This is a genomic window from Sinomonas sp. P10A9, assembly GCF_041022165.1.
Classification (GTDB): Bacteria; Actinomycetota; Actinomycetes; order Actinomycetales; family Micrococcaceae; genus Sinomonas; species Sinomonas puerhi.
The window spans coordinates 4,123,168-4,145,033 of record NZ_CP163302.1; the positions used below are offsets into that span (position 1 = coordinate 4,123,168).

The window sequence follows — 21,866 nt, forward strand, 5'->3', positions numbered from 1 at the left end:
GTCGCAGCCGCGGGCCCCGTGCTGAGGACCTGTTATGAGGCTGAAACGCGTGCCGAGAGGTCCTGGACGCGTTCGGCGATCTGGCTGAACGCCGCCTCGAACGCCGCCGGTGTCCCCACGGCGACGGGGTCCGGGATGGACCAGTGGAGCCGGTCGGAGGCGGGAAGCTCTTCGTGCGCCCGATCGCAGACTGCGATCATCAGGTCGCCCTGCCGGACGGTGCCAGCAAGCATTTCGGGGTGCGACCCAGTGAGGTCGAGCCCGTGCCGCGCCGCGACGTCCTGGGCGCCCAGCGCGATGCCGTCCGCCGGGTGGGTGCCTGCAGAGGCGGAGGGGACGGGACTGGCTTGCTTCCAGAGCGCCTGGGCAAGCTGGCTGCGGGCGGAGTTGGCGTAGCAGACGAAGAGGACGCGGGGCGCGTGGACCGTTGCGGCCGCGAGGAGCCCTGCCGTCCCGGTCCGCACGAGCCTGACGTAGGTGCGCCGGCGGTCCGCCTCCGAGCGGTGGCGGCTGACCAGGCCCACTGCCTCGAGCGTGCGCAGGTGGTGCGAGACGAGGTTGGAGGCCATGCCGAGCTCGGCTTGCAGCTCGGCCGGGGAACGGTCCCCGAGCGCCAGCAGGTCCACGATCCGCAGCCGCGCGGGCTCACCGAGGGCCGCGTGCACGGCAGCCCGGCGCGTCAGAGAGATTAGCTCAGTGTTCATTGAGTCAATATTGACTGGAATGACGTCCGTGGCGCAAGCTGGTCGCGAGCACCGGACTCCGTGGGAGCCGTCGCGCCAACGTTCGGCAAGACAGAGAGATATGAAGACATGCATGTGATGGGCCTGATCCTGACCTCCCCGCTGGCGGATGCCGTCCGCGGCCCGGCGCTGCCGAGGCTGGCTCAGCTCGTCAGCTCGCACGACGGCGGGGCCTCGGCGTGAGCGCGCTGGTGCGCCGAGCGGGGGCGGAGCTGGTTGGGACGGCGTTCCTGGTGATGGCGGTGGTCGGCTCCGGGGTCATGGCCTCGCGGCTCTCGCCCAACGACGCGGGCTTGGCGCTGCTGGAGAACAGCATCGCCACCGGGGCCGCCCTGGTGGCGCTGATCGTCGCGCTGCAGCCGGTCTCGGCGTCCTTCAACCCGGTCGTGACCATCGTCGAGCGCCTGCTAGGGGTCATCGATACCCGCTCGGCGGCGGCGCTGATCGCCGCGCAGTTCGCCGGGGGGCTCCTGGGCACGGTCGTGGCAAACCTCATGTTCGGCCTCGACGCCGTCACCATCTCCGCCCATGAGCGCACGGGTCCCGGGCTGTGGCTCGGCGAGGTCGTCGCGACCGTTGGCCTGCTCCTGGTCGTCTTCGGCACCGTCCGGTCCGGCCGCGCCGACCGGGTGGCGTTCGCCGTGGGCGGGTACATCGCCGCGGCGTACTGGTTCACGAGCTCGACCAGCTTCGCCAACCCCGCCGTCACGATCGCCAGGACCATCACGGACACGTTCGCCGGCATCGCACCCGCCTCCGCACCGGGCTTCATCCTGGCCCAGCTGCTTGGGGGCGCCCTCGGGCTGCTGCTCGTCCGGTTCCTCTACCCCACCGTTGTCAGCGCCGCGTCCGCGGCCGAGAAGGAAGTCATCTCATGAGTGAATCCGCCCAGAACAAGCCGTCTGTCCTTTTCGTCTGCGTCCACAACGCCGGCCGGTCCCAGATGGCCGCCGCTTACCTCAACCACCTCTCCGGCGGCCAGGTCGAGGTCCGCTCGGCCGGGTCGGAGCCCGCCGATAGGGTCAACCCCGCCGCCGTGGAGGCGATGCTCGAGGAGGGCATCGACATCCGTACCGAGACCCCCAAGATCCTCACCACCGAGGCGGTCAAGGACTCCGACGTCGTCATCACCATGGGCTGCGGAGACACCTGCCCCATCTTCCCGGGCAAGCGGTACGAGGACTGGGAGCTCGAGGACCCCGCAGGCAAGGGAGTCGACTCCGTCCGCCCCATCCGCGACGACATCAAGTCCCGCGTCGAGGCCCTCATCGCCGAACTCCTGCCCGCGGACGCCTGAGACAAGGGAGCAGCCATGGCACCCCAGCCCAGCATGCACACCGACCAGCGGGTGCTCGAGCGCATCAGCGCCGATCTCTCCGCCCGCTTCGCCGGGACCTTCTCCCCCGAGACGGTTGAGCGGTACGTGTTCGAGTCCTACACGGCGCTGGCCCGCACCGCCCGGATCCACAGCTACCTCACCGCCCTGACCGAGCACTTCGCCAAGGACCGCCTCACTGCCCTGGCCCAGTCCACCGGCGCCGCGCCCAAGGACGTACCCGAGGTCCTGTTCGTGTGCGTGCAGAACAGCGGCCGCTCCCAGCTCGCCGCCGCCTACCTCCGCCACACAGCAGGGACCTCAGTTCACGTGCGCACCGCGGGATCAATGCCGGCATCAGAGGTCAACCCGGCCGTCGCGGCCCTCGTCGTCGCCCGCGGCTGGGACCTGGCCGAGGACTTCCCCAAGCCGCTCACCGACGACGTCGTCCGCGCCGCGGACTACGTCATCACCATGGGCTGCGGCGATTCCTGCCCCATTTACCCCGGCAAGCACTACCTCGACTGGGCCGTCGAGGACCCGGCCACGCACCCGGACCAGCTCGAGGAAATCGCTGCCCAGATCACCGCCAGCGTCGATGCCCTCCTCGCCGAGATCCGCACAGCCGCCGACCACCACGCCACCGCCGCCGAAGGGACCCGCCCGTGACTAAGCCCTCGCCGATCGGTTCCCCTGCACCCGGACTGCCTTGGTCCACGGCTCGGAGGCCGCGCTGACCTGAGCCGGCACCGGGCCGCGGACGAAGCCGACCGGGTTGCCATATTCATCAGTGAATGTGAATATCGACATATGTCTATGTCTCTGGAGCTGACGCCCCTCCAGGCGGTGGCGTGCTGCCCGCCTCTGTCCCGGGAGCCGATGGGCTCCCCCGAGGCCGAGCGGATCGCTCCGCTGCTGAAGGCGCTGGGGGATCCGGTGCGGCTGCGCCTGATGTCCTTGGTGGCCTCGCACGAGGGCGGGGAGGCGTGCGTGTGCGACCTCAATGAGGCGTTCGAGCTGTCCCAGCCCACGATCAGCAGGCACCTGAAGATCCTCCACGACGCAGGCCTGCTCGAACGGGACAAGCGTGGCGTTTGGGTGTATTACCGGGCGCGTACCGGCGCGCTGGAGGACCTGGCCGCACTGATCGGCGGATCCCCGAGATGAGTGCCCCGGCGCGACTGGCTCCGCTGGTCGGGACCGGCCCCCCCTGACGCCCGCGGCCCACCCGCACGCCACCGCCCGCTAGCACCGAGAGGAGGTGCACCATGGACACTTGCTGCTGCAACAACTCCTGCCAGAACGGATGCTGCGAGGACCAGGACTGCTGCTGAGAAGGACGGCGATGATGCGATTCCTCCACGACCCGCCCCGGTTTCTCTTCTTCACCGGCAAGGGAGGCGTCGGCAAGACCTCCGTCGCCTGCGCGGCCGCCGTCGAGCTAGCCGAAGCCGGCAAGCGCGTGCTGCTGGTCAGCACCGACCCTGCTTCCAACATCGGCCAGGTCTTCGGCCTCTCCATCGGCAACACCATCACGCAGATCCCCTCGGTCCCCGGCCTCTCGGCACTCGAGATCGACCCGGAGCAGGCGGCCGAGGCCTACCGGGAGCGCATCGTCGCCCCAGTACGCGGGCTCCTGCCCGAGGCCGAGATCGCGGGCATCGTCGAGGGCCTCTCCGGATCCTGCACCACAGAGGTTGCCGCGTTCGACGAGTTCACGGGCCTCCTCACCGACGACGCGGCCTACAGGGGCTACGACCACGTCATCTTCGACACCGCCCCCACCGGCCACACCATCCGCCTGCTGCAACTGCCCGGCTCTTGGACGGACTTCCTCGCCGCCGGCGGCCAGGCCTCGTGCCTCGGTCCGATGTCCGGCCTGGACAAGCATCGCGAAACCTACGCCAGCGCCGTCAGTGCACTCACCGACCCGGAGCGGACCCGGCTGGTGCTGGTGGCACGCCCCCATGCCTCGGCTCTGGCCGAGACGGAACGGACTCTGGCCGAACTCGCCGGGATCGGCATGGCAGACGCCTACCTCGTGGTCAACGGCGTCATGCCAGCGGCCGCCGGCGACGAGCCGATCGCCGCGGCGCTGCGGGAACGCGAGGCCACAGCCCTGTCGGCCATCCCCGCCGCGATTGCCCGCCTGCCGCGGGACGTCGTAGAGCTGAAGGCCGGGAACATCATGGGCCCCGAGGCGCTGCGTACGTTCTTCACCCCCGCACCGCCGGTGGACACGACGGCCGGCTAGGGCGGGTACGTCCCGCTCCCGGACGCGCCCCTGACCGCGCTCGTGGACGAAATCGAGGCCGACGGCCATGGACTCGTCATGTGCATGGGCAAGGGCGGCGTCGGGAAGACGACGGTCGCCGCCGCGGTCGCGATCGCCCTCGCCGGGCGCGGGCATGAGGTCCTGCTCACGACGACGGACCCCGCCGCACACCTGGACATGACCCTCAGCGGGAGCGCCGACCGGCTCGCCGTCGCCCGGATCGATCCTGCGGCTGCCCTCGAGCAGTACCAGAGCCGCGTCATGGAGACCAAGGGCCGCAGCCTCGACGACGCCGGGCGGGCGGCCCTGGCCGAGGACCTCAAGTCCCCGTGCACCGCAGAGGTCGCGGTGTTCCAGCAGTTCTCGCGCGCCGTGCACGACGCCCGGCGGAAGTTCGTCGTCATGGACACCGCCCCCACGGGGCATACGCTGCTGCTCCTGGATGCCGCCGGCTCCTACCACCGCGAGGTCACCCGGCAGATGGGCGAAGGCAGCGTCGGGTACGTTACCCCGCTCATGCGCCTGCAGGACCCTACCCAGACGAAGGTCATCCTCGTCACCCTCGCCGAGACCACCCCCGTGCTCGAGGCGACCGCGCTCCAGCAGGACCTTCAACGGGCCGGAATCCACCCGTGGGCCTGGGTGGTCAACAACTCTATCGCCGCCGCGCGTCCCGAGTCGGCCTTCCTCCGCGCCCGCGCGGCCAGCGAAAGGGACCAGATCGAACGCGTGCAGGACCTTGCGGACAGGCTGGCGATCGTACCCCTCCTGGCCCAGGAGCCGGTGGGTATCGGGCGGCTGGGAGCCCTCACCGAGCCCATCGCCCAGCACGCCTGATTCCGCTGGGGGCTCGGCCTTGATGCCGGCGGCCCAGTTCCGCCTCAGCCGTGCGTGAGGACAGTGCGATGAACCTGAACGTGTTCGCCGTGGCAGGCCTTGCGCGTCATCCCGGCCGCGGGTTGAATGCCACCATGGGCGATCGCGACGAATTCCTGCGCTGGTTCGACACCGCCTGGCGGGATGCCGAGGTTGCGCTCCACAACGGTGATGCTGGGCCGAGGTTCGAGACGTGGTCTGAGCGGGCACCGGTGACGCTCTTCGGCGCGTGGCGCAACGCCGAGGACCCGGCAGGCGCGCGCGAGGTCTTCCGAGAGCTGGCGCAGGCCTTCTCCCAAGCCACGTCCAGCGAAGTCGAGCTCATCGCGGCGGATGCGAGCGGTGACCTGGCATACACCGTCCAACGCGAGATCACGTCGACGATCGTCAACGGCGAGCCTCGTCAATACGTCCTGCGGGTAACGCAGGTCTACCGCCGCGAGGACGGTAATTGGAAGGTCGTCCACAGACACGGCGACGAAGAACTGGGAGCCGACAAGGGGCCATGACCCCCCGCCCGTCCTCTGGCACACCACCGGCTATCGCCGGGCGCACCGGCCCACTGGCCCGGATCAGCCGCGACCCGAAGCAGCAATATAGCTCGGGGCGTCCGGTCAGGCGGGCGGGTTGCTGCGCTTCGGGGCCGGCCGTTCGATCAGGATGATCGCCGTTGTCAGGATCCACAGGTCCTGCAGGCCGGCGAGTCCGGCGGCGAAAGCCTGCGCGAACGGGATGAATACCTCGAGCAGGCCGACGAGGAGGAACGCAGCGCCGAGAGCCAGCGCCGCCCACCCCAGCCATGTCGGGAGAACGCGGCTTCGCAGCAGGATCACGCCCAGCGGCAGGTAGACCGCCGGCGCCGGCACCAGCGGAAAGACCTGGATGAATCGTGACATCAGGTCGTAGCCGGCCCGGGCACTCTCCGGGACGCCGGCCGTGGAGGCACTGACCCATGTGAGGGTGAACACGCCTTCCATCAGCACCAAGGCGACCAACACCGCCGAGCCGAGCAGGACCGTGTAGGCGGCGAGGGTGCCGTTCGATGCGGAGATGAACAGCAGCCCGATGAAGAAGACGACGCACAGCGTGGCACCGGTGGCCTGCAGCCAGGTGCCGAATTCGACCAACTGATCGTACTGGGCCCCAACCGCCAGGACCTCGCTGGTGACCGGCCGGGCCGAGTACACAAGCGCCTCCATGCGGGGGAAGAGCGCGGGAACGCCGAAGTAGAACCCAAAGAACAGGGCGCCGACGAGTCCGACGAAGCCCACCGGCCGGGATCGAACCTCCAGATGCCCGGCATTCAAACGCATCCCGCTCACTGTGCCGCGCACCCTCCCTGCTGCATCCTCCGCGGCATCCGGATTCACGGGGTTGCCGTCGCTGGAGCCAATGCTGGCGCAGCACAGTTGCATGTGCAAGAGGCTCGTACCTCTTGGGGGAGCGGGTCGGTACTGCGCCGCGGGGTGTCACGAGACGGTCAACGTGCCGTGTCAGGAGACTGTCACGCCCTTCAAGGGTCCCCGGCGCGGGCGTAGGTCCATCATGGAGGTAGGACGCCATGAGGGCCTCCGATCCCAAGGCGGCAGCCATGAACCCCCGAACACCCCGCAGCAGCCGCACGGCATTGCTCTCGCGCTCAAGCGCCGAATCGCCGCCGCCCCCGGCGCGCACCCGACACGCCTCGCTGCCGGACACATGGGAGCCTCCGCACTTCTCTTGGCACGGCCGGATCCTGGCAGATCTGATGGAATCCGGTCTCGACGAGGACCGCGCCCGCGCAGAGGCGGCACGTCTGGCTGCCGGGGACACCTGGAGCGGATGAGCCGACTCCGCGGCAGCAGTAGCTGAGGCCCGGGCGACGTGGGCGGGGAGTTCCCGGATCGAGCCCCCCAAGTGAGGCCGTGAAGGTCGGACAGGCTGGGTTTCCTGCTGCCATCGATGCCATCCATGGGGACAGCTCGAAGGAGGGCTGGCGCTTGCGCGGGTGGTGGCACGGGCCCTGGTGCCCCGGTCGCGTCCTCTATCAGGTTCTCTAGACGCTGTTCCCTTCTTGGCCGGCTGCGGCAGCGTCCTGTCCGGCCACGGCACGGAATCCGACACCATGCTGGTTCAGCTCGGCAAGGAGGTCGTCCTCGCGCTCGGCCAGTGTCTCGGTGGGATCCCCGGCAGCGGCCGTGTTCCTGATGGCGTTCTCGGTCTGGGCGAGCTCAATGATCAGCCCCCTTGTACTGCCCTGCACGTCCTCCGCCGGCGCACTCTGTCCGGTTGCGGGCGGCTGTTCCCCGCTCTGCTCTTTACCCTGCTCTATGGCCATGCCACCAAGGTAGACGACGGTGCGGTGTCCGGTCAGCCCCCAGTCCCGGCATCGAGAGCACGCCGGCCCTAAGCCGGTCAGTGCACACCCTAGGACGCTCGATGTCGCAGGCACGGAACGTCTTCGGGGCCCGGGGGCTCCCGCGCGGGGTGGGCCTGCTGGTAGAACGGGACGATGGACCAGAACGAGGCACCCCTCGTAGATGCATTGGCCGAGTACCACCGCTTGGACCGCTACGGCTTCACCCCACCGGGCCACCGTCAAGGCCACGGGGCCGACCCACGGGTCCGTGCCGTGCTGGGCGAGCAGACGTTCCGATCGGATGTCCTGGCTTCGGCAGGACTGGACAGTCGCTCCTCGTCGGGGGGCTACCTGAAGAAGGCCGAACAGCTTATGGCGGAGGCCGTGGGGGCGGAACAGGCCTTCTTCTCCACGTGCGGCAGCTCCCTCTCGGTCAAGGCGGCGGTCCTTGCCGTCGCTGCAGGAAAGGGCGACCTCCTGGTCAGCCGGGACGCGCACAAGTCGATCGTCGCCGGGCTGGTCTTCTCCGGCATCCAGCCACGCTGGATCCAGCCCCGCTGGGATCCGGAACTGCACCTCGCGCACCCGCCCTCCCCGGCCGACGTCGAGCAGATGTGGAACCGCTACCCGGACGCGGCTGGCTGCCTGATCGTCAGTCCGACCCCGTACGGGACCTGCGCAGACATCGCCGCAATCGCCGCCGTCTGCCACGACCGGGGCAAGCCGCTGATCGTCGACGAGGCCTGGGGCGCGCATCTGCCCTTCCACGATGACCTGCCGACGTGGGCGATGGACGCCGGCGCGGACATCTGCGTTGTCAGCGTCCACAAGATGGGCGCCGGCTTCGAGCAGGGCTCGGTCTACCACCTCCAGGGAGACCTGGTCGACCCGGCCCACCTGTCCGCCTGCGCGGACCTGCTGATGACCACCAGCCCCAATTCGATCCTGTACTCGGCGATCGACGGCTGGCGGCGCCAGATGGTCCAGCACGGGGCGGAGCTGCTGGGAAATGCCCTGGCGCTGTCCCGCCGGCTGCGCACGGATATCGAGGCATTGCCCGGATTCCATGTGCTCGAGGACGAGCTGCTGGCTGTGGAATCTTCCCACGACCTGGACCGTATGCAGGTCCTGATAGACCTCTCCGGGCTCGGAATCAGCGGATACCAGGCCGCGGACTGGCTGCGGGATACCCACAGGATCGACATGGGCCTCAGCGACCATCGACGCATCATGGCCACGCTCTCGATGGCCGACGACGAAGCCACGGCCACCAGGCTGACGGACGCCCTCAGAGCTCTGGCCGACGCCGCGCCGACCATGACGCCGCCGCCACCAGTCGCGCTGCCCGCTCCACACGAACTGGAACTGGAAACCGCCGTTCTTCCAAGGGACGCCTTCTTCGGCCCCACCGAAGACGTCCCCACGGCCGAAGCCGTCGGACGGGTGGCCGCCGAGCAGATCACCCCCTACCCGCCCGGCATCCCCGCGATTGTCCCCGGAGAGGTGATCAACGCGGCGGTCATCGACTACCTCGAGTCAGGGCTCCGGGCCGGCATGGTTCTCCCCGACCCCGCCGACCCGGCCCTCACAACGATCCGCGTCCTCCAGAAATAGCCCGCAACCACACGGGGAGCAGCTGCAAGGAGCAGTGCCCGCCGGGGACCTGCCCGAGTGGCCAGCGCTCGGTGGAGGTGAGGGGTCAGGAGACGCGCGAAAGGCCGCCTGCGGCGTTTATTAGGGGCGCGGGCAGCCGTAGCCCGTAGTGCTCGCGCAGCGTTGTTCCCGCGTACTCCTCACGGAAGAGGCCGCGCGCTTGTAGCAGCGGCACGACATGGTCCACGAACTCGTCAAGCCCCGCGGGCAGGGCCGCCGCCATGACGTTGAAGCCATCGGCGGCCCCGTCCCGGAACCAGGCCTCAAGAGTGTCCGCGATTTGTTCCGGTGTGCCGGCAACGGTCCGGTGCCCTCGGCCGCCGCCGAGGCGACCGATGAGCTGGCGCACGGTGAGCCGCTCACGGCGTGCCAGGTCCACGACGAGCGTGTAGCGGCTCTTCGCACCCTCGATCTCGTCCTCGTCGGGGAGGTCCGCTGGAAGCTCCCTGTCCAAGGGGAGGTCCCCCGGGGCGAGGCGCAGGGTCCTGGCGAGCTCGTCCCTCGCGAATTCGGGGCGGATGAGCTCATCCAGCTCCCGCTCACGCCGGAGCGCCTCCTCCGCGGTTGCGCCGAGGATGGGCACGATGCCCGGAAGAATCTTGATTCCGTCGGGGTCGCGCCCAGCGGCGGCCGTGCGCGCCTTGAGATCGCTGTAGAACGCCTGGGCTTCCTCGAGGGTCTGCTGGGCAGTGAACACGGCCTCGGCGTGGTTGGCGGCAAGGTCCTTGCCGTCCTCGGAGGAGCCGGCCTGCACGATGACTGGGCGCCCCTGCGGGGAGCGGGGGATGTCGAGCGCACCCCACACCGAGAAGTGCCGACCGGAATGCTCGACGGCGCGCACTCGCCGGGCATCGGCCCAGATCCCCGCCTCCTTGTCGGCGACGATCGCGTCGTCCTCCCACGAGTCCCACAGCTTGGAGGCCACCTCGAGGAACTCGGCCGCGCGCTCGTACCGGCCGCGGTGGAGCGGCTGGTCATCGAGCCCGAAGTTCCGCGCGGCGTCGGCCCCTGCGGTGGTCACGACGTTCCAGCCGGCCCGGCCGCCCGAGAGGTGGTCGATCGAGGCGAAACGGCGGGCGAGGTTGTACGGGGAGTTGTAGCTCGTCGAGGCGGTCGCGATGAGTCCGATCCGCTCTGTCACGGCCGCGAGGGCCGCGAGCAGCACGGTAGGCTCCACGGCACCGGGCGGGCGCCGCTCCACCGAACCCCACAGCACGGGCGAATCGGCGAAGAACACCGAGTCGAACTTCCCCCGCTCCGCGGTCTGGGCCAGACGGGAAAAGTGCGCGAGGCTTGTGCCCGCGAACGGGTCACTCTCGGGGAGCCGCCACGACGCCTCGTGGTGACCCGTGCTCATAAGGAACGCGTTCAGGTGCAGCTGCTCACCCATGCTCAGGCCACCGCCCCGGTGGAGACGACCTCCGAGTAGTGCGAGGAGTCGCCCTCGATCGACTGGCTGGTCCTCCCGTCGATCCCGGCCGGGACGTCCCCGGCGATCGTGACCCGGTTGAGCTTGCGCGGCTGGCCGTCGTAGTTCGAGGGCGCGTAGTGCTGGGTGATGCGGTTGTCGAAGAGGACCAGCTGGTTCGGTTCCCAGTTCACGCGGACCACGTTCTCCGGCCGGGTGATGTAGGCCTGCAGCAGGCGCAGGATGTCGCGCGACTCGGTGTTCGAGAGACCCACGATCCGCAGACGCTGGGCGAAGCCGCCGATGAAGAGGCCCCGTTCCCGGGTGAGGGGATGGACGCGCACCACAGGATGGGCCGTCTGGTACTTGACGCGGGTGAAGACCTTGCGGCGCTCCTCGGCGGTGGCGTGCTCGAGGTTCTTCGGCACGGCGTAGTCGTAGTCGTTCGTGTGGATGGCCCAGAGCGTGTCGGCGAAGTTCCGCAGCTCCGCCGGCAAGTCCTCGTAGGCGGCGGCCGAGGATGCGATGAGCGTCTCGCCGCCGTAGGACGGCACAGTGATGCTGCGCAGCGTGGTGGCCTGCGGCGGGTTGAGCACGAACGTGACGTCCGTGTGCCAGGTGTTCGCCGACCCGTCCTCGCTGTCCACGGGGAGCACGTTCTCGGCTCCGTCCACGGACGCCACGGTCGGGTGGGCCTTGGTGAGCGGGCCGAAGCGCGATGCGAAGCGGACCTGGTCCTCGTCGGTGCGGATGTTGGCTTCGCGGAACACGAGGGCCTTGTGCTCGTTGAGGGCCCCGCGGATCTCGCGGACGGTCTCCTCCGAGAGGTTATGGCTGAGGTCGAGACCGCGGAGCTCGGCGCCGATGCGCGCGCCGAGCTTGGTGAAGGCGAGGCGGGTGGAGATGGCTGTGCTGGTCATGGCAGGTCCTTTCGAGAGTGGGAAGAGCAGGGTCAGGCGTTGGCCTCGACGCGCCAGCGCGAGAAGCGGCGCTCGAGCGCGACGAGGAGCGTGTTCACGGCGAGGCCGAGGAGCGAGACAGTGAGGATGCCCGCGTACATGTCCGGGATGAGGAAGCTCGACTGCGCGTTGACGATCAGGTACCCGAGCCCGGCCTTGGCCCCGACCATCTCCGCCGCGATGAGCACGAGGATCGATGCCGTGCCGGCCATGCGGATGCCTGTGAAGATCGTTGGCACCGCGGAGGGCAGGATGACCTTGAGGAACAGCGAGAGGTGCGAGAGGCCAAGCGAGCGGGCGGCCCGCACAAGCAGCGGGTCCACGGTCCGAACCCCGGCCACGGTGTTGAGCAGCACTGGGAAGAAGGCGGCGTACGCGACGATCGTGATCTTCGATTCCTCGCCGATCCCGAGCAAGAGAGTGAACACCGGAAGGAGCGCGAGGGCTGCGGTATTGCGGAACACTTCTAGCAGCGGCGTGATGAAGGTGCTCACCGGGCGGTACCAGGCGATGAGCAGCCCAGCCGTGATCCCGAGGACGACGGCGACGCCGAATCCCGCGACCGAGCGCGTCAGGCTCGCGACGAGGTGCGTCCCGAGCGCCCCGTTGGCGAGGAGCTTCCACGCCGCGGCGAGGACTTCGTGCAGGGGTGGGAGGAAGACGCGGGTCGAGGGCGGGGCGAACCACAGCGGCCCCACTTCCCATAGGAGCAGGAACACGACGATCGCCACGGACTTCCAGATACCGGAAACGGCGACGGCGACGGCCCGCCTGAGCGTTGGGGCAGCCACTGGGCGGTTGGCAGGCGGCGTGTCCGGGGCAGTGCTGGGTTCGGGCGCAGCGGGGGCACTGGCCGTCAGGGCTGGCGACGTGAGGGCTGACATCAGACGAGGCTCCTTTCGCGTGCGGGGATCAGCGGGGTCGTGGCCGGCTCGTCGGGAGCCGAGCCGTCGGGACGGATCTTCCGATGGCCAGCCTCCTGGGCGCGGCGGACTTCGTCATGGAGGAGGTTCCAGACGCGGTGGCGATACTCGACGAAGGCGGGGTGCGAGCGGATGTCCGCCTCGTCGTCGTACGCCGGGAGGTGGATGTCCACCACGGCCTTGAGGCGCCCGGGACGGGAGCTGAGCACGGCGACCCGTTGCCCGAGGTAGACCGCCTCCTCGATGCCATGGGTGATGAACACGATGGTCTTGCCCGTGGCCTGCCAGATCCTGAGCAGTTCGCCTTGGAGCTGCTCGCGGGTCTGGGCATCGAGGGCGGCGAAGGGCTCGTCCATGAGGAGGATGTCGGGTTCGAACGCGAGGCTTCGGGCGATCGCCACGCGCTGCTTCATGCCGCCCGAGAGCTCGTGCGGGTAGCGGTCCTCGAAGCCGGTGAGACCGACGAGGGCGAGGTAGTGGCTGGCCTTCTCTGCGCGTTGGCGCCTGCCCAGCCCCGTCCCCTCGAGCCCGATCGCAACGTTCTGGGATGCGGTGCGCCAGGGGAAGAGCGCGTACTGCTGGAAGACGACGGCTCGGTCGCGGCCCGGACCCGTCACCGGCTTGCCGTCCACGAGCACTTCACCCGAGGTGGGCCTGGTGAGGCCGGCGAGCAGGTCGAGGAGCGTGGTCTTGCCGGAGCCGCTCGGCCCGACCAGGGTGAGGAACTCGCCCTCACGGACATCGAGGGTGAGGCTGTCCAGCACGGTCAGGGCCCCGCCGCCGCGGACCGGGAAGTGCTGGCTGACGTCACGCAGGCTGATCTTCGGCGTCATGGGTCATCCTTTCGCGAGCGCGTTGAAGTCGTTGGTGTAGTACTTGGACGGCGTGATGTGGCCGTTCACGATCCCGGTCTCCTTGAGCCAGGTGTCCCAGCGGGTGAAGTCCGCATCGGTGATGATCCCGGCGTTCGGGACGCCGACGCTCTTGAAGTACTTCAGGTTCTTGGTACTCTCGCCGCGGTTGCGCTTATCGATGATCTGGGTGAATCGCTGGATCACCTCTTCGCGCGGCGTGGTGCGCTCCCATTCGATGGCCTTGGCGACGCCTGTCGTGAACGCCCGCACCGTGTCGGGGTTCTTGGCGACGAAGTCGCTGCGGAACACGTACTGTCCGCCCGCGAAGGAACCGAAGAGCCCATAGTCGCTGAGGAGAGAGCGCAGGCCGCCTCCCGCAATGGCGTTGTCCTGAAGGACCCCGCCCAGCACGCCGACGTCTACTTGGCCGCGCCGGACCGCTTCCTCGGTGTCATTCGGCGGAAGGACCACCAACTGGACCTGCTTGATCTCCTCTGGTGAGAGTCCGTTCTTCTCCAGCCAGGTGTCGATGACGGCCTCGGAGTGCGCGCCGAGCGTGTTGACAGCGACCTCCTTGCCGATCAGATCGCGGGCGGTTCGGATCGGGCTGTCGTCCTTGACGTAGAAGCCGTTGAAGGTCTTCTCATCCTCGCCGTAGTAGTTCACGACCGCTTTCACGGGCGCGCCGGCTTCGACGAGCTTGACCACGGCACCGGTGAACGCACCGCCAAAATCCGTCTGGCCAGTCGCGGCGGACTGGATGTCCTGCGGGCCGCTCGTCGTGTTCCCCACCCAGGTGAGCTTCACGTCGCCGAGGAAGCCAAGATCCTGGGCGATCTCGGGCAGGGTGACGTTGTTCGCGGAACCCTGGTACCGCAATTCGGTGGCCTCCTGCCCTCCGTCCGTGGCGGCGGCGGGGCCGGAGCAGGCGGAAAGGGACATGGCAAGAGCGGCCGCGACCGCGGCTGCGGCAACGGAGGTCAGTTTTTTCTTCATGGGTTTTCCTCGGGTTTTTGGGTGCACAAAGGCAGGGGTGATAGGTACGCGGCGGGAATCCCCGCGCGAAAAGGGAAGAGAGAGGCTGGGCCGGTTACTTGGCCCAGTACGCGTGGTTGGTGAGGGGGCGGAAGCTCTGCGGCTCGGAGACGCTGACTGCCTCGCCGATCAGGATCACGTGGTCCCCCGCGTCCACTCGCTGCCAGAGGCGACACTCAAGGCGCGGGACGTCGTTGGCCACTATGGGTGAGCCCAGGACCCCGGGTTCCCAAGCCAGTCCCGCGAACTTCTCCGGCCCCTTCGCCACGAAACGCTGCACGAGGCCCCGGTCCGACTCGGACAGGAGGTGCACTGCGAAATGGTCGGTGGTGTTCCAGATCTCGAAGGACGACGACCGCCGGTCCACAGCCCACGAGACGAGCGGCGGGTCGAGACTGACGGATGCGAACGAGTTGCTCACAAGCCCTGCCGGAGTGCCCTCGCTCGAGGTGGTGATGACGGCGATGCCCGTGGCCCAGTGCCCCATGGTCCGGCGGAGCTCTGCCCCGCTGACGGCGTGCTGCACAGTGGTGACGGTCATGGTGGTCCTCAGCAATCCCCCGGACGCCCGATTCGGGACGCCGTACTTGCCGCGGATGGAACACCGCGGCCGGATCCTCATCTGGGGCACCCCACTACGGGAGAGGGTTGCCGCCCGACCAGCCAGAGCTTTGCGCCGGGACTCTTGATCCTGAGGCCGAATCTACGAGAGCCGTCTGTTCCCGTCTATGCCCCTACGTAACAACGACCCACGGCGTCGCGAGGGGCAACGCCACGTCCCAGAAGGTCACATTGACGCCAGACCAGATGACCCTCAATGACGGGACACCTGCGGCGTCGATTCATTCCGTATTCAGCTCACGAGGTCCCTGGAATCGCGCAACAGATGCCCATTTCCCGATGGCCAGAGGAACCGATCATTGTGCGGAAGCGGATTTGCGAATGCCGCATTGCTAGCGATGATTCAATGATCCCGTGGAAGGAACTCCGCAACGTCGTAGCTGTCGGCAAGCCTCGCCATTCCGGGCCTCGGACAGCAGAAGCGCGCGCCCTCGAGATGGCCCAACGGCTCGTTCAGCCTGCCCAGTCTCGCGCGCTCCGCTCAGCGAGCCTGCTGCGCGGCGAACTGCGCAGCGTGCCGAACGGGCGCGTTCGGAGCACCGAAGCCGTCGTAGCCGTCGATCCGCTGCACCACCTCGAAGAACACGCTCCCCACAGCCGCCGTGTAGAAGTGGAGGAACTCGCCCTTGTCGTCACGGTCGTAGAGCAGATCCAGCTCGCGGAGCCGGGCGAGGAGGCGGGGGTCCAGCGCGAACCGCGCCTCGAGGTCCTCGTAGTAGTTCTCGGGGATCGCAAGGAACGGCAGCCCCCTCCCCCGGCACTCCGCGGCGTAGACGGTCAAATCCGGCACTTCCACCGCGATGTGCTCGAGGAATGTGTCCTGCAGGGTCCCGCGCACCGAGTCCGACTGGACCCACGGCGCAAGGTTCAGCGCCAGCCGGACGCTCCGATCGCGAGTCTGCATGACCTGCGAGCGGACGAGCCCGGCGGGGCTCGAGACGTCCTGCGACGCCTCCGGCGTGAGCGCGAGCACGGATGAGTAGAACAGCACGGCCTCGTCGAAGTGCTGCCACGGCTGGCCCAGGTTGATGTGGTCGATTCGGGCCGCGGGCGAGGTAGCGGAAGCCCCGTCCAGGGGCGACGCCTCGCCCGGGCCGAACTCCTCCACCCACGCCGTGTCCTGGCAGAGGAAGACCTCGGTGCCGTCGGGCGCCTTGACGGCCTGGAGGATCTCCTCGTCGGCCTGAGAGGGCCGCGGCACGGGGCTGGCCCTAAGCTGCACGGCCCTCGCCGCGGCCGCGACGGAGTTCTCGACGTCAAAGCCAAGCGCCGAGATCCCGGGCGCCACCCCGGCGGCACCCTGGCGGTTGAGCACGATCCGCGCGTCCCCGAGCGTCCACAGCGCCACGGGCTTGGTGCGGTGCTCGCCGCGCGGGGAGAAGCCGAGCTGGGCCAGGAGCCGCTCGAGCGCGGCGGGATACTCGGCCTTGACCTCGGCGAAGTTGAGCCCCGTGGGCGGAGCCACCCGCGGCAGCGTGCGCAAGGGCATCGCGAAGCGCTCCTCCCCGGCTGCACCCGCGAGCTGCGCGGTCCGCTCCTCAAGCCAGATGAGGGACCGCATCGCGTCCACGGCGGTGCGCTCCACGTCGGCCTGCCGGAACGTGTCGTTGAAGACCTCGAGGGACACCGGCCCGTCATAGCCCGCGCGCGCCACATGGCCGAGGAACTTGGGGAGGTCGAACTGCCCCTCCCCCGGGAACACGCGGTAGTGGCGACTCCAGGAGAGGACGTCGAGGGAGAGCTTGGGCGCGTCGGCGACCTGGACGAAGAAGATCTTCTCGCCGGGGATCTTCTCGATGGGCTCGGTGTCCCAGCCGCGCGAGAGGATGTGGAACGTGTCGAGGCACGTGCCGAGGTTCGGGTGGTCCGCGTCGGCGACGAGCCGCCACGCGTGCTCGTAGTCGTTGACGTACGTGCCCCACGCGAGCGCCTCGTACGCAACTTTGACGCCGTGGCCGGCGGCCAGCTCGGCGAGGCCGTGGAGCTGCTCGGTGCGGAGGGCGTCGTCGTCGATGCTTGCCGTACCCACGTTGGAGCACACGAGGATCGTGTCGATGCCGAGGCGGCCCATGAGGCGGAACTTCGCCTCGGCGCGGCGGAGGTTGGCCCGGTACAGCTCGTCGGGCACGGAGTCGAAATCGCGGAACGGCTGGTACAGGTCGAGGCCGAGACCGAGGTCTGCGGCAAGTCGCCGCACGTCCTCGGGGCTCAGGGACGAGGTGACGAGGTCGGTCTCGAAGATCTCGACGCCGCCGAAGCCCGCCTTCGCGGCGGCCCGCAGCTTCTCCTCAAGTGTCCCGGAGAGGCAGACGGTCGCGATTCCGGTGCGCATCAGGCCGCGCCCGCGACGCGCACGGACTCGCGCGCAGCCTCGTTCTTGGCCTCGCGCACGGCCTCGTTCTTGGCCTCACTCTCGGCCTCGTCCTCCGCCTCGACGAGCCCGAGGAAGTGCGCCCGCATCCGCTCAGCGTCCGGCTCGAGGCCCGTGAAGATGCGGAACGCGTCGACGGCCTGGCCCACGGCCATACGGCCGCCGTCGAGCACGCGGCAGCCGGCCGCGCGGGCGTCCCGCACGAGTTGCGTCTCGATCGGCCGGTACACGATGTCCGCGACCCAGTGGCGCGGCTCGAGCAGGGACGTGTCGAACGGAGTGCCCGGATGCGCCGCCATCCCCACCGGGGTGCAGTGCACGACGCCGTCGGCGGCCGGAAGCAGCGAGGCGAGCTCCGCCGTCGTGCCCGCCTCGACGGACGCCTCGGGGAAGAGCCCCGCGAGCTCGGCGACACGGGCCTCGGCGCGGGAGCGGTCGACGTCGACAATCACCAGATGCTGGACGCCGGCGGTGAGCAGCGCGTAAGCGACCGCGGACCCGGCGCCGCCGGCGCCGAGCTGGACGACGCGGCCGAGCGCCGCATCCGGCAGGCCGGAGCGGAAGGCGGAGAGGAAGCCGGACCAGTCGGTGTTGTGGCCCACGGTGCGGCCGTCGGGCCGGATCACCACAGTGTTGACGGCGCCGAGGCGGGCGGCGTCGTCGTCGACCTCGTCGAGGTGCTCGATCACGAGCTGCTTGCATGGGTGCGTGATGTTCAGGCCGTTGTAGCCGAGGTGCCGCGCGGCGCGAACGAGGTCGCCGACGCTCTCGGGTGCGAGGCCGAGGACGGCGATGTCGATGGGCCGGTACAGGTAGAGGAGGCCGTGCGCGGCGCCCTCCCGCTCGTGCATGGGCGGCGTGAGGGACGGCATGACACCGTCGCCGATCAGGCCGATCAAGAACGACTCGGTGGTCTGGCTCATGGGGGCTCTCCTCGCACTGCGCTGCTCTCGCCGGGTGTGACCCAGCGAACACTTGTTGCAGAAACAGGATGACGTGTTGCAGCAACAAAGTCAATCAGCGCATCTTCCAGGACTCCCGAGGGGCGTCCCACCACCGTCTCTCTAGGCGCTGGGTCTGGCTCGCCGGCGCCGCAGGAACGCCGCGAGGCGGCCCGGAAACTCGAGCGGATCGGCGGCAGGCGCGGGCGGCTCGCCCCTCACGGGCGTCACGAGCGGCTCGAGGCCCCGATTGACGGCGGACTTCGCGGCCCGAAGCGACGCGGGAGGGAATCGACCCCAGCCCGCGAGCAACGCTTGGAGTTCCTCCTCGAGCCGTTCGTCCTCGACCACCGTGGTCATGAGCCCGATGCGCTCCGCCTCCTCCGCGGGCAGCAGGCGCCCTCCGTAGAGCAGGTCCTTGGTCCGTGAGGGCCCGATGCGCAGCGACATCCGCGTCGCGAAGGAGGCCGGCACGAGGATCCCGAGTCTGGAGACCGGCATGCCGACCTGTGCTGAGGCTGCGGTGAGCTGCAGATCGCACGCGAGGGCGAGCTGGCATCCGCCGCCCGCAGCCACGCCCTCGACCACGGCCAGCGTCGGCATCGGGAGATCCTCGATGGCCCGCAGCGTCTGCTCGAGCTGCCAGAAGCTGCGGTCGAACGCGGCGACACCGGCGCCGTCCCATTCAGTCAGGTCCGAGCCCGAGCAGAACACGCCGCCCCGCCCCCGGAACACCACGGCGCGGAGGTCGCCGCGGTCGGCGAGCTCTCCCGCGGCCCGTCCGAGCGCGTCCCATTCCTGCGACCGCAGGGCGTTGAGGCGCTCCCCGGTGCCGAACGTCACGACGGCGAGCGAGCCGTCGTCGTCGATCGTCACCGATCCCGCCGTCCCCACGGCTGAATCCGTCATCCGATGGCCCCGGCCGCATGCATCCGCTCAATATCCGAGCGGCTGTAGCCCAATGCGGTGAGAACCTCGTCGCTGTGCTGGCCGACCAGCGGCGGCGGCATCCGCACCGACGCGGGCGTCCGCGTGAGCCGGATGGGGCAGGCGACGGTCCTGAGCCGGCCGGCGCTCGGGTGCTCGACCTCTGCGACCATGCCGCGCGCCAGGACCTGCGGGTCCGAGAGCGCCTCGTCGACCGTCTGGATGGGACCCACGGGAATGCCGGCCTCCTCGAGCCGGGCCACCCAGGCCCGCGTCGTGGCGGTGCTGAGGATCTCCTCGATGAGGTGGACGAGATCGTCGCGGTGGGCCACCCGCAGCGGGTTCGTGGCGAAGCGCGCGTCCGCCGCGAGATCCGGTCTGCCGAGGGCATCGGCAAACGCCCGCCACAGCCTGTCGTTGCCCACGGCGATCATGACGAAGCCGTCCGCCGTCGGGAAGGCCTGGTACGGCGCGATGGTCGGGTGCGCCGAGCCGTAGCGCCTCGGGATCTCGCCGCTGGCGAAGTACCCGCTGGCCACGTACGTGAGCCACGAGACCGAGCCGTCGAGGAGGCTGATGTCCACCCACTGCCCCTGGCCCGTGCGGTCCCGCTCATGGAGGGCGGCGAGGATCCCGATCACGGCCCAGGTGCCTGCAATGAGGTCCGATCCGCTGATACCGACGCGCACGGGCGGCCCGCCCGGCTCCCCGGTGACGCTCATGATCCCACTGCGCGCCTGGGCGATCGCATCGTAGCCCGCGCGCCCCGCCTCCGGGCCGGTCTGGCCGTACCCGCTGATGGACGCGTAGATGAGCCCCGGGTTGTCTGCGGACAGCTGCTCGTAGCCCAGCCCGAGGCGCTCGGCCGTGCCGGGGCGGAAGTTCTCGACGACCACATCGGCCCCGCGCGCGAGCCGGCGCACTGCTTCGATGCCTTCGGGGGACCTGAAGTCCACCGCGAGGCTCCGCTTGTTCCGATTCACAGACAGGTAGTAGGCCGCCTCGTCACCCTGGAAGGGCGGCCCCCACTGCCTCGTGTCGTCCCCCTCGCCGGGACGCTCGATCTTGATGACGTCCGCGCCGAGGTCCGCAAGGGTCATGGTCGCGAAGGGGCCGGAGAGGATACGGCTCAAGTCCAGGACGGTGAGGTCGCGCAGGGGGCCAGCCGCGATGACCCCGTGCGCCCCCTGCCCAGCGTCTGGACGAAGGCTCGAGCCGCGCAGCGTCATGCGCGCTTCACTTGGCTCTGGGACGCCGCGGCCGCAGGGGCCGCCGTGCTCCTGTTCGGAAGGAGCAGCAGCGCGCCCATACTGACTGCCGCGCAGATGATGATGTAGATGGAGATAGCTGCCGACCCTCCGGTCCCCTGCAGCAGCGCGGCCGCGATGAGCGGCGCGGGCCCACCCGCGATCACGCTCGCGAGCTGGTAGCCCATGCCGGCGCCCGTGTACCGGATGTCCGGGTCGAAGCTCTCGGCGATGAGTGCCGCCTGGGGTCCGTACTGGACGTCATGGAAGATGAGGCTCACCACCACCGCGACGCCAATGAGCAGGGAGTCGCGGGTATTGAGCAGCCCGAAGTACGGGAACGCGTAGAGGGCCGTGGCCACGATCCCGATGCCGTAGACGAGTTTCCGCCCTAAGCGGTCGGAGAGCATGCCGAAGACGGGAATGCTGATGAGCCCTAGCCCGGCGGCTATGAGGGTGTCGACGAGGATCGCATCGCTGCTCGTCTTCAGCTGCTTGGTCACATAGGTGATGACGAACGTGATGAAGATGTAGAACGGCGCCTGCTCCGAGGCCCGCACGAGGGCCGAGAGGAGGATCTCCTTGGGCTGGCGGCGGAAGGCCTCCATGAGCGGAACATTGACAACCTTGTCGGCCTTGCGCACGGCCTCGAACTCAGGGCTCTCGACCACGCGCATCCGCACGAACAGGCCGACGCCCACGAGGACGATGCTGATGAGGAACGGGATGCGCCAGCCGTAGGTGATGAAGTCGACCCCGGTCACGCCCGAGGTGAGCCGGACGAGGCCGGTCGAGAGCACGAGACCGAGGGGCACCCCCATCTGCGGCCAGCTGGCCGAGAGCCCGCGGCGGTGCTGCTTGCCCCATTCCATGGCGATCAGCACAGAGCCACCCCACTCGCCACCAACGCCGACGCCCTGGATGACGCGCAGCACGGTCAGGAGGATCGGCGCCCAGACGCCGATGGCCTGGTACGTCGGCAGGACGCCGATCAGCACCGTGCCGAAGGCCATGAGGAACAGGGTGACCATGAGCGTCGTCTTGCGCCCGATCCGGTCGCCGTAGTGCCCGAAGATCGCGGCGCCGACGGGGCGCGCCACGAACCCGACAAACTGGGTTCCGAAGGCGGCGATGACCCCGGCGAAGTTGTCCTGTCCCGGGAAGAAGAGCTGCGGAAAGACGAGGGCGGCTGCCGTGCCGTAGAGGAAGAAGTCGTACCACTCGATGGTCGTCCCGACCACGCTCGCGTAGGTTGCGCGGCGGACGGCCTGTTCTCGGGTTACTGCCTGAACACTCATCAGTCCTCCATTGGCATGATGACGGGTGCCGGAGGCCAGGCCGGGGGAGGTTCCCCCTCGTCGTGGTCGTTCAGAACCCGTA

The 21,866-nt window shown here is 69.2% G+C and carries 22 protein-coding genes and 1 riboswitch; of the genes, 8 read left to right on the plus strand and 14 right to left on the minus strand.

The features are described 5' to 3' along the window. Window positions 1–32: 32 nt before the first annotated feature. Window positions 33–704, minus strand: a complete 672-nt coding sequence (locus AB5L97_RS18955) for an ArsR family transcriptional regulator (protein ID WP_369045867.1) — start codon at window positions 702–704, stop codon at window positions 33–35. A 218-nt stretch (window positions 705–922) separates the two neighbouring features. On the opposite strand from AB5L97_RS18955, the gene AB5L97_RS18960 reads away from it, so the two are divergent. The 7 genes from AB5L97_RS18960 to AB5L97_RS18985 all read left to right on the plus strand — a co-directional run bounded on the left by AB5L97_RS18960 (window position 923) and on the right by AB5L97_RS18985 (window position 5,718). Further along, window positions 923–1,621 (plus strand): aquaporin, encoded by a 699-nt coding sequence (locus tag AB5L97_RS18960; protein ID WP_369045868.1) that lies wholly within the window; start codon window positions 923–925, stop codon window positions 1,619–1,621. Beyond that, window positions 1,618–2,040, plus strand: coding sequence for an arsenate reductase ArsC (locus AB5L97_RS18965; protein ID WP_369045869.1), 423 nt, complete (start codon window positions 1,618–1,620; stop codon window positions 2,038–2,040). The genes AB5L97_RS18960 and AB5L97_RS18965 overlap by 4 nt, the downstream gene beginning before the upstream one ends. 15 nt (window positions 2,041–2,055) lie before the next feature. Then, on the plus strand, window positions 2,056–2,727 hold the full coding sequence (locus tag AB5L97_RS18970) for a low molecular weight phosphatase family protein (protein ID WP_307956329.1): 672 nt from the start codon (window positions 2,056–2,058) through the stop codon (window positions 2,725–2,727). Window positions 2,728–2,874: 147 nt separating this feature from the next. Beyond that, a complete protein-coding gene (locus tag AB5L97_RS18975; RefSeq protein WP_307956398.1) occupies window positions 2,875–3,225 on the plus strand; it encodes an ArsR/SmtB family transcription factor in 351 nt (116 codons plus the stop codon). A 178-nt stretch (window positions 3,226–3,403) separates the two neighbouring features. Further along, window positions 3,404–4,312, plus strand: coding sequence for a TRC40/GET3/ArsA family transport-energizing ATPase (locus tag AB5L97_RS19765; RefSeq protein ID WP_423246807.1), 909 nt, complete (start codon window positions 3,404–3,406; stop codon window positions 4,310–4,312). Between the two features lie 42 nt (window positions 4,313–4,354). After that, entirely contained in the window at window positions 4,355–5,170 is an 816-nt protein-coding gene (locus tag AB5L97_RS19770) for an ArsA-related P-loop ATPase (protein WP_423246808.1), read from the plus strand. Window positions 5,171–5,238: 68 nt separating this feature from the next. Then, entirely contained in the window at window positions 5,239–5,718 is a 480-nt protein-coding gene (locus tag AB5L97_RS18985; RefSeq protein ID WP_369045870.1) for a nuclear transport factor 2 family protein, read from the plus strand. Between the two features lie 105 nt (window positions 5,719–5,823). On the opposite strand, the gene AB5L97_RS18990 is transcribed toward AB5L97_RS18985, so the two are convergent. Together AB5L97_RS18990 and AB5L97_RS18995 are read right to left on the minus strand one after the other, a co-directional pair. Further along, window positions 5,824–6,522, minus strand: a complete 699-nt coding sequence (locus tag AB5L97_RS18990) for a hypothetical protein (RefSeq protein WP_369045871.1) — start codon at window positions 6,520–6,522, stop codon at window positions 5,824–5,826. Between the two features lie 722 nt (window positions 6,523–7,244). Then, a complete protein-coding gene (locus AB5L97_RS18995) occupies window positions 7,245–7,526 on the minus strand; it encodes a hypothetical protein (protein ID WP_307956333.1) in 282 nt (93 codons plus the stop codon). 174 nt (window positions 7,527–7,700) lie between these two features. Here AB5L97_RS18995 and AB5L97_RS19000 point away from each other — a divergent pair, with 174 nt between their 5' ends. Further along, a complete protein-coding gene (locus AB5L97_RS19000; protein WP_369045872.1) occupies window positions 7,701–9,161 on the plus strand; it encodes an aminotransferase class I/II-fold pyridoxal phosphate-dependent enzyme in 1,461 nt (486 codons plus the stop codon). Window positions 9,162–9,246: 85 nt separating this feature from the next. Here the strand turns inward: AB5L97_RS19000 and AB5L97_RS19005 are convergent, their stop codons facing one another. The 11 genes from AB5L97_RS19005 to AB5L97_RS19055 all read right to left on the minus strand — a co-directional run bounded on the left by AB5L97_RS19005 (window position 9,247) and on the right by AB5L97_RS19055 (window position 21,784). Beyond that, window positions 9,247–10,590 (minus strand): LLM class flavin-dependent oxidoreductase, encoded by a 1,344-nt coding sequence (locus AB5L97_RS19005; RefSeq protein WP_369045873.1) that lies wholly within the window; start codon window positions 10,588–10,590, stop codon window positions 9,247–9,249. 2 nt (window positions 10,591–10,592) lie between these two features. Beyond that, the gene (locus AB5L97_RS19010; protein ID WP_369045874.1) at window positions 10,593–11,528 is read right to left on the minus strand and encodes a TauD/TfdA dioxygenase family protein; all 936 of its coding nucleotides are present in this window, start codon (window positions 11,526–11,528) and stop codon (window positions 10,593–10,595) included. Window positions 11,529–11,560: 32 nt separating this feature from the next. Further along, on the minus strand, window positions 11,561–12,451 hold the full coding sequence (locus AB5L97_RS19015; RefSeq protein WP_369045875.1) for an ABC transporter permease: 891 nt from the start codon (window positions 12,449–12,451) through the stop codon (window positions 11,561–11,563). Further along, window positions 12,451–13,323, minus strand: coding sequence for an ABC transporter ATP-binding protein (locus AB5L97_RS19020; protein WP_369045876.1), 873 nt, complete (start codon window positions 13,321–13,323; stop codon window positions 12,451–12,453). Before AB5L97_RS19020 ends, AB5L97_RS19015 begins: the two co-directional genes overlap by 1 nt. A gap of 3 nt (window positions 13,324–13,326) precedes the next feature. After that, window positions 13,327–14,340 (minus strand): ABC transporter substrate-binding protein, encoded by a 1,014-nt coding sequence (locus AB5L97_RS19025; protein WP_369045877.1) that lies wholly within the window; start codon window positions 14,338–14,340, stop codon window positions 13,327–13,329. A gap of 94 nt (window positions 14,341–14,434) precedes the next feature. Next, window positions 14,435–14,920 (minus strand): flavin reductase family protein, encoded by a 486-nt coding sequence (locus AB5L97_RS19030; protein WP_369045878.1) that lies wholly within the window; start codon window positions 14,918–14,920, stop codon window positions 14,435–14,437. A 37-nt stretch (window positions 14,921–14,957) separates the two neighbouring features. Then, a riboswitch (SAM riboswitch) is annotated at window positions 14,958–15,070 on the minus strand. A gap of 411 nt (window positions 15,071–15,481) precedes the next feature. Then, entirely contained in the window at window positions 15,482–17,332 is a 1,851-nt protein-coding gene (locus AB5L97_RS19035) for a bifunctional sugar phosphate isomerase/epimerase/4-hydroxyphenylpyruvate dioxygenase family protein (RefSeq protein WP_369045879.1), read from the minus strand. Beyond that, window positions 17,332–18,294 carry a shikimate dehydrogenase gene (locus AB5L97_RS19040; protein ID WP_369045880.1) on the minus strand — a complete coding sequence of 321 codons (963 nt, stop codon included), beginning with the start codon at window positions 18,292–18,294 and terminating at the stop codon, window positions 17,332–17,334. Before AB5L97_RS19040 ends, AB5L97_RS19035 begins: the two co-directional genes overlap by 1 nt. Window positions 18,295–18,435: 141 nt before the next feature. Beyond that, window positions 18,436–19,221, minus strand: coding sequence for an enoyl-CoA hydratase/isomerase family protein (locus AB5L97_RS19045; RefSeq protein WP_369045881.1), 786 nt, complete (start codon window positions 19,219–19,221; stop codon window positions 18,436–18,438). After that, on the minus strand, window positions 19,218–20,468 hold the full coding sequence (locus AB5L97_RS19050) for a CaiB/BaiF CoA transferase family protein (protein WP_369045882.1): 1,251 nt from the start codon (window positions 20,466–20,468) through the stop codon (window positions 19,218–19,220). Before AB5L97_RS19050 ends, AB5L97_RS19045 begins: the two co-directional genes overlap by 4 nt. After that, window positions 20,465–21,784, minus strand: a complete 1,320-nt coding sequence (locus AB5L97_RS19055; RefSeq protein WP_369045883.1) for an MFS transporter — start codon at window positions 21,782–21,784, stop codon at window positions 20,465–20,467. Before AB5L97_RS19055 ends, AB5L97_RS19050 begins: the two co-directional genes overlap by 4 nt. Between the last annotated feature and the right edge of the window lie 82 nt (window positions 21,785–21,866).

What these genes read in the sequence shown, in the direction of transcription:
- AB5L97_RS18965 (WP_369045869.1), top strand. Translation starts at nt 1,618, where the DNA reads ATGAGTGAATCCGCCCAGAACAAGCCGTCTGTCCTTTTCGTCTGCGTC.
- AB5L97_RS19005 (WP_369045873.1), bottom strand. Translation starts at nt 10,590, where the DNA reads ATGGGTGAGCAGCTGCACCTGAACGCGTTCCTTATGAGCACGGGTCAC.
- AB5L97_RS19000 (WP_369045872.1), top strand. Translation starts at nt 7,701, where the DNA reads ATGGACCAGAACGAGGCACCCCTCGTAGATGCATTGGCCGAGTACCAC.
- AB5L97_RS19040 (WP_369045880.1), bottom strand. Translation starts at nt 18,294, where the DNA reads ATGAGCCAGACCACCGAGTCGTTCTTGATCGGCCTGATCGGCGACGGT.
- AB5L97_RS19050 (WP_369045882.1), bottom strand. Translation starts at nt 20,468, where the DNA reads ATGACGCTGCGCGGCTCGAGCCTTCGTCCAGACGCTGGGCAGGGGGCG.
- AB5L97_RS19030 (WP_369045878.1), bottom strand. Translation starts at nt 14,920, where the DNA reads ATGACCGTCACCACTGTGCAGCACGCCGTCAGCGGGGCAGAGCTCCGC.
- AB5L97_RS19045 (WP_369045881.1), bottom strand. Translation starts at nt 19,221, where the DNA reads ATGACGGATTCAGCCGTGGGGACGGCGGGATCGGTGACGATCGACGAC.
- AB5L97_RS19020 (WP_369045876.1), bottom strand. Translation starts at nt 13,323, where the DNA reads ATGACGCCGAAGATCAGCCTGCGTGACGTCAGCCAGCACTTCCCGGTC.
- AB5L97_RS18970 (WP_307956329.1), top strand. Translation starts at nt 2,056, where the DNA reads ATGGCACCCCAGCCCAGCATGCACACCGACCAGCGGGTGCTCGAGCGC.
- AB5L97_RS19765 (WP_423246807.1), top strand. Translation starts at nt 3,404, where the DNA reads ATGATGCGATTCCTCCACGACCCGCCCCGGTTTCTCTTCTTCACCGGC.
- AB5L97_RS18990 (WP_369045871.1), bottom strand. Translation starts at nt 6,522, where the DNA reads ATGCGTTTGAATGCCGGGCATCTGGAGGTTCGATCCCGGCCGGTGGGC.
- AB5L97_RS18995 (WP_307956333.1), bottom strand. Translation starts at nt 7,526, where the DNA reads ATGGCCATAGAGCAGGGTAAAGAGCAGAGCGGGGAACAGCCGCCCGCA.
- AB5L97_RS19010 (WP_369045874.1), bottom strand. Translation starts at nt 11,528, where the DNA reads ATGACCAGCACAGCCATCTCCACCCGCCTCGCCTTCACCAAGCTCGGC.
- AB5L97_RS18955 (WP_369045867.1), bottom strand. Translation starts at nt 704, where the DNA reads ATGAACACTGAGCTAATCTCTCTGACGCGCCGGGCTGCCGTGCACGCG.
- AB5L97_RS18985 (WP_369045870.1), top strand. Translation starts at nt 5,239, where the DNA reads ATGAACCTGAACGTGTTCGCCGTGGCAGGCCTTGCGCGTCATCCCGGC.
- AB5L97_RS19055 (WP_369045883.1), bottom strand. Translation starts at nt 21,784, where the DNA reads ATGAGTGTTCAGGCAGTAACCCGAGAACAGGCCGTCCGCCGCGCAACC.
- AB5L97_RS18975 (WP_307956398.1), top strand. Translation starts at nt 2,875, where the DNA reads ATGTCTCTGGAGCTGACGCCCCTCCAGGCGGTGGCGTGCTGCCCGCCT.
- AB5L97_RS19025 (WP_369045877.1), bottom strand. Translation starts at nt 14,340, where the DNA reads ATGAAGAAAAAACTGACCTCCGTTGCCGCAGCCGCGGTCGCGGCCGCT.
- AB5L97_RS19035 (WP_369045879.1), bottom strand. Translation starts at nt 17,332, where the DNA reads ATGCGCACCGGAATCGCGACCGTCTGCCTCTCCGGGACACTTGAGGAG.
- AB5L97_RS19015 (WP_369045875.1), bottom strand. Translation starts at nt 12,451, where the DNA reads ATGTCAGCCCTCACGTCGCCAGCCCTGACGGCCAGTGCCCCCGCTGCG.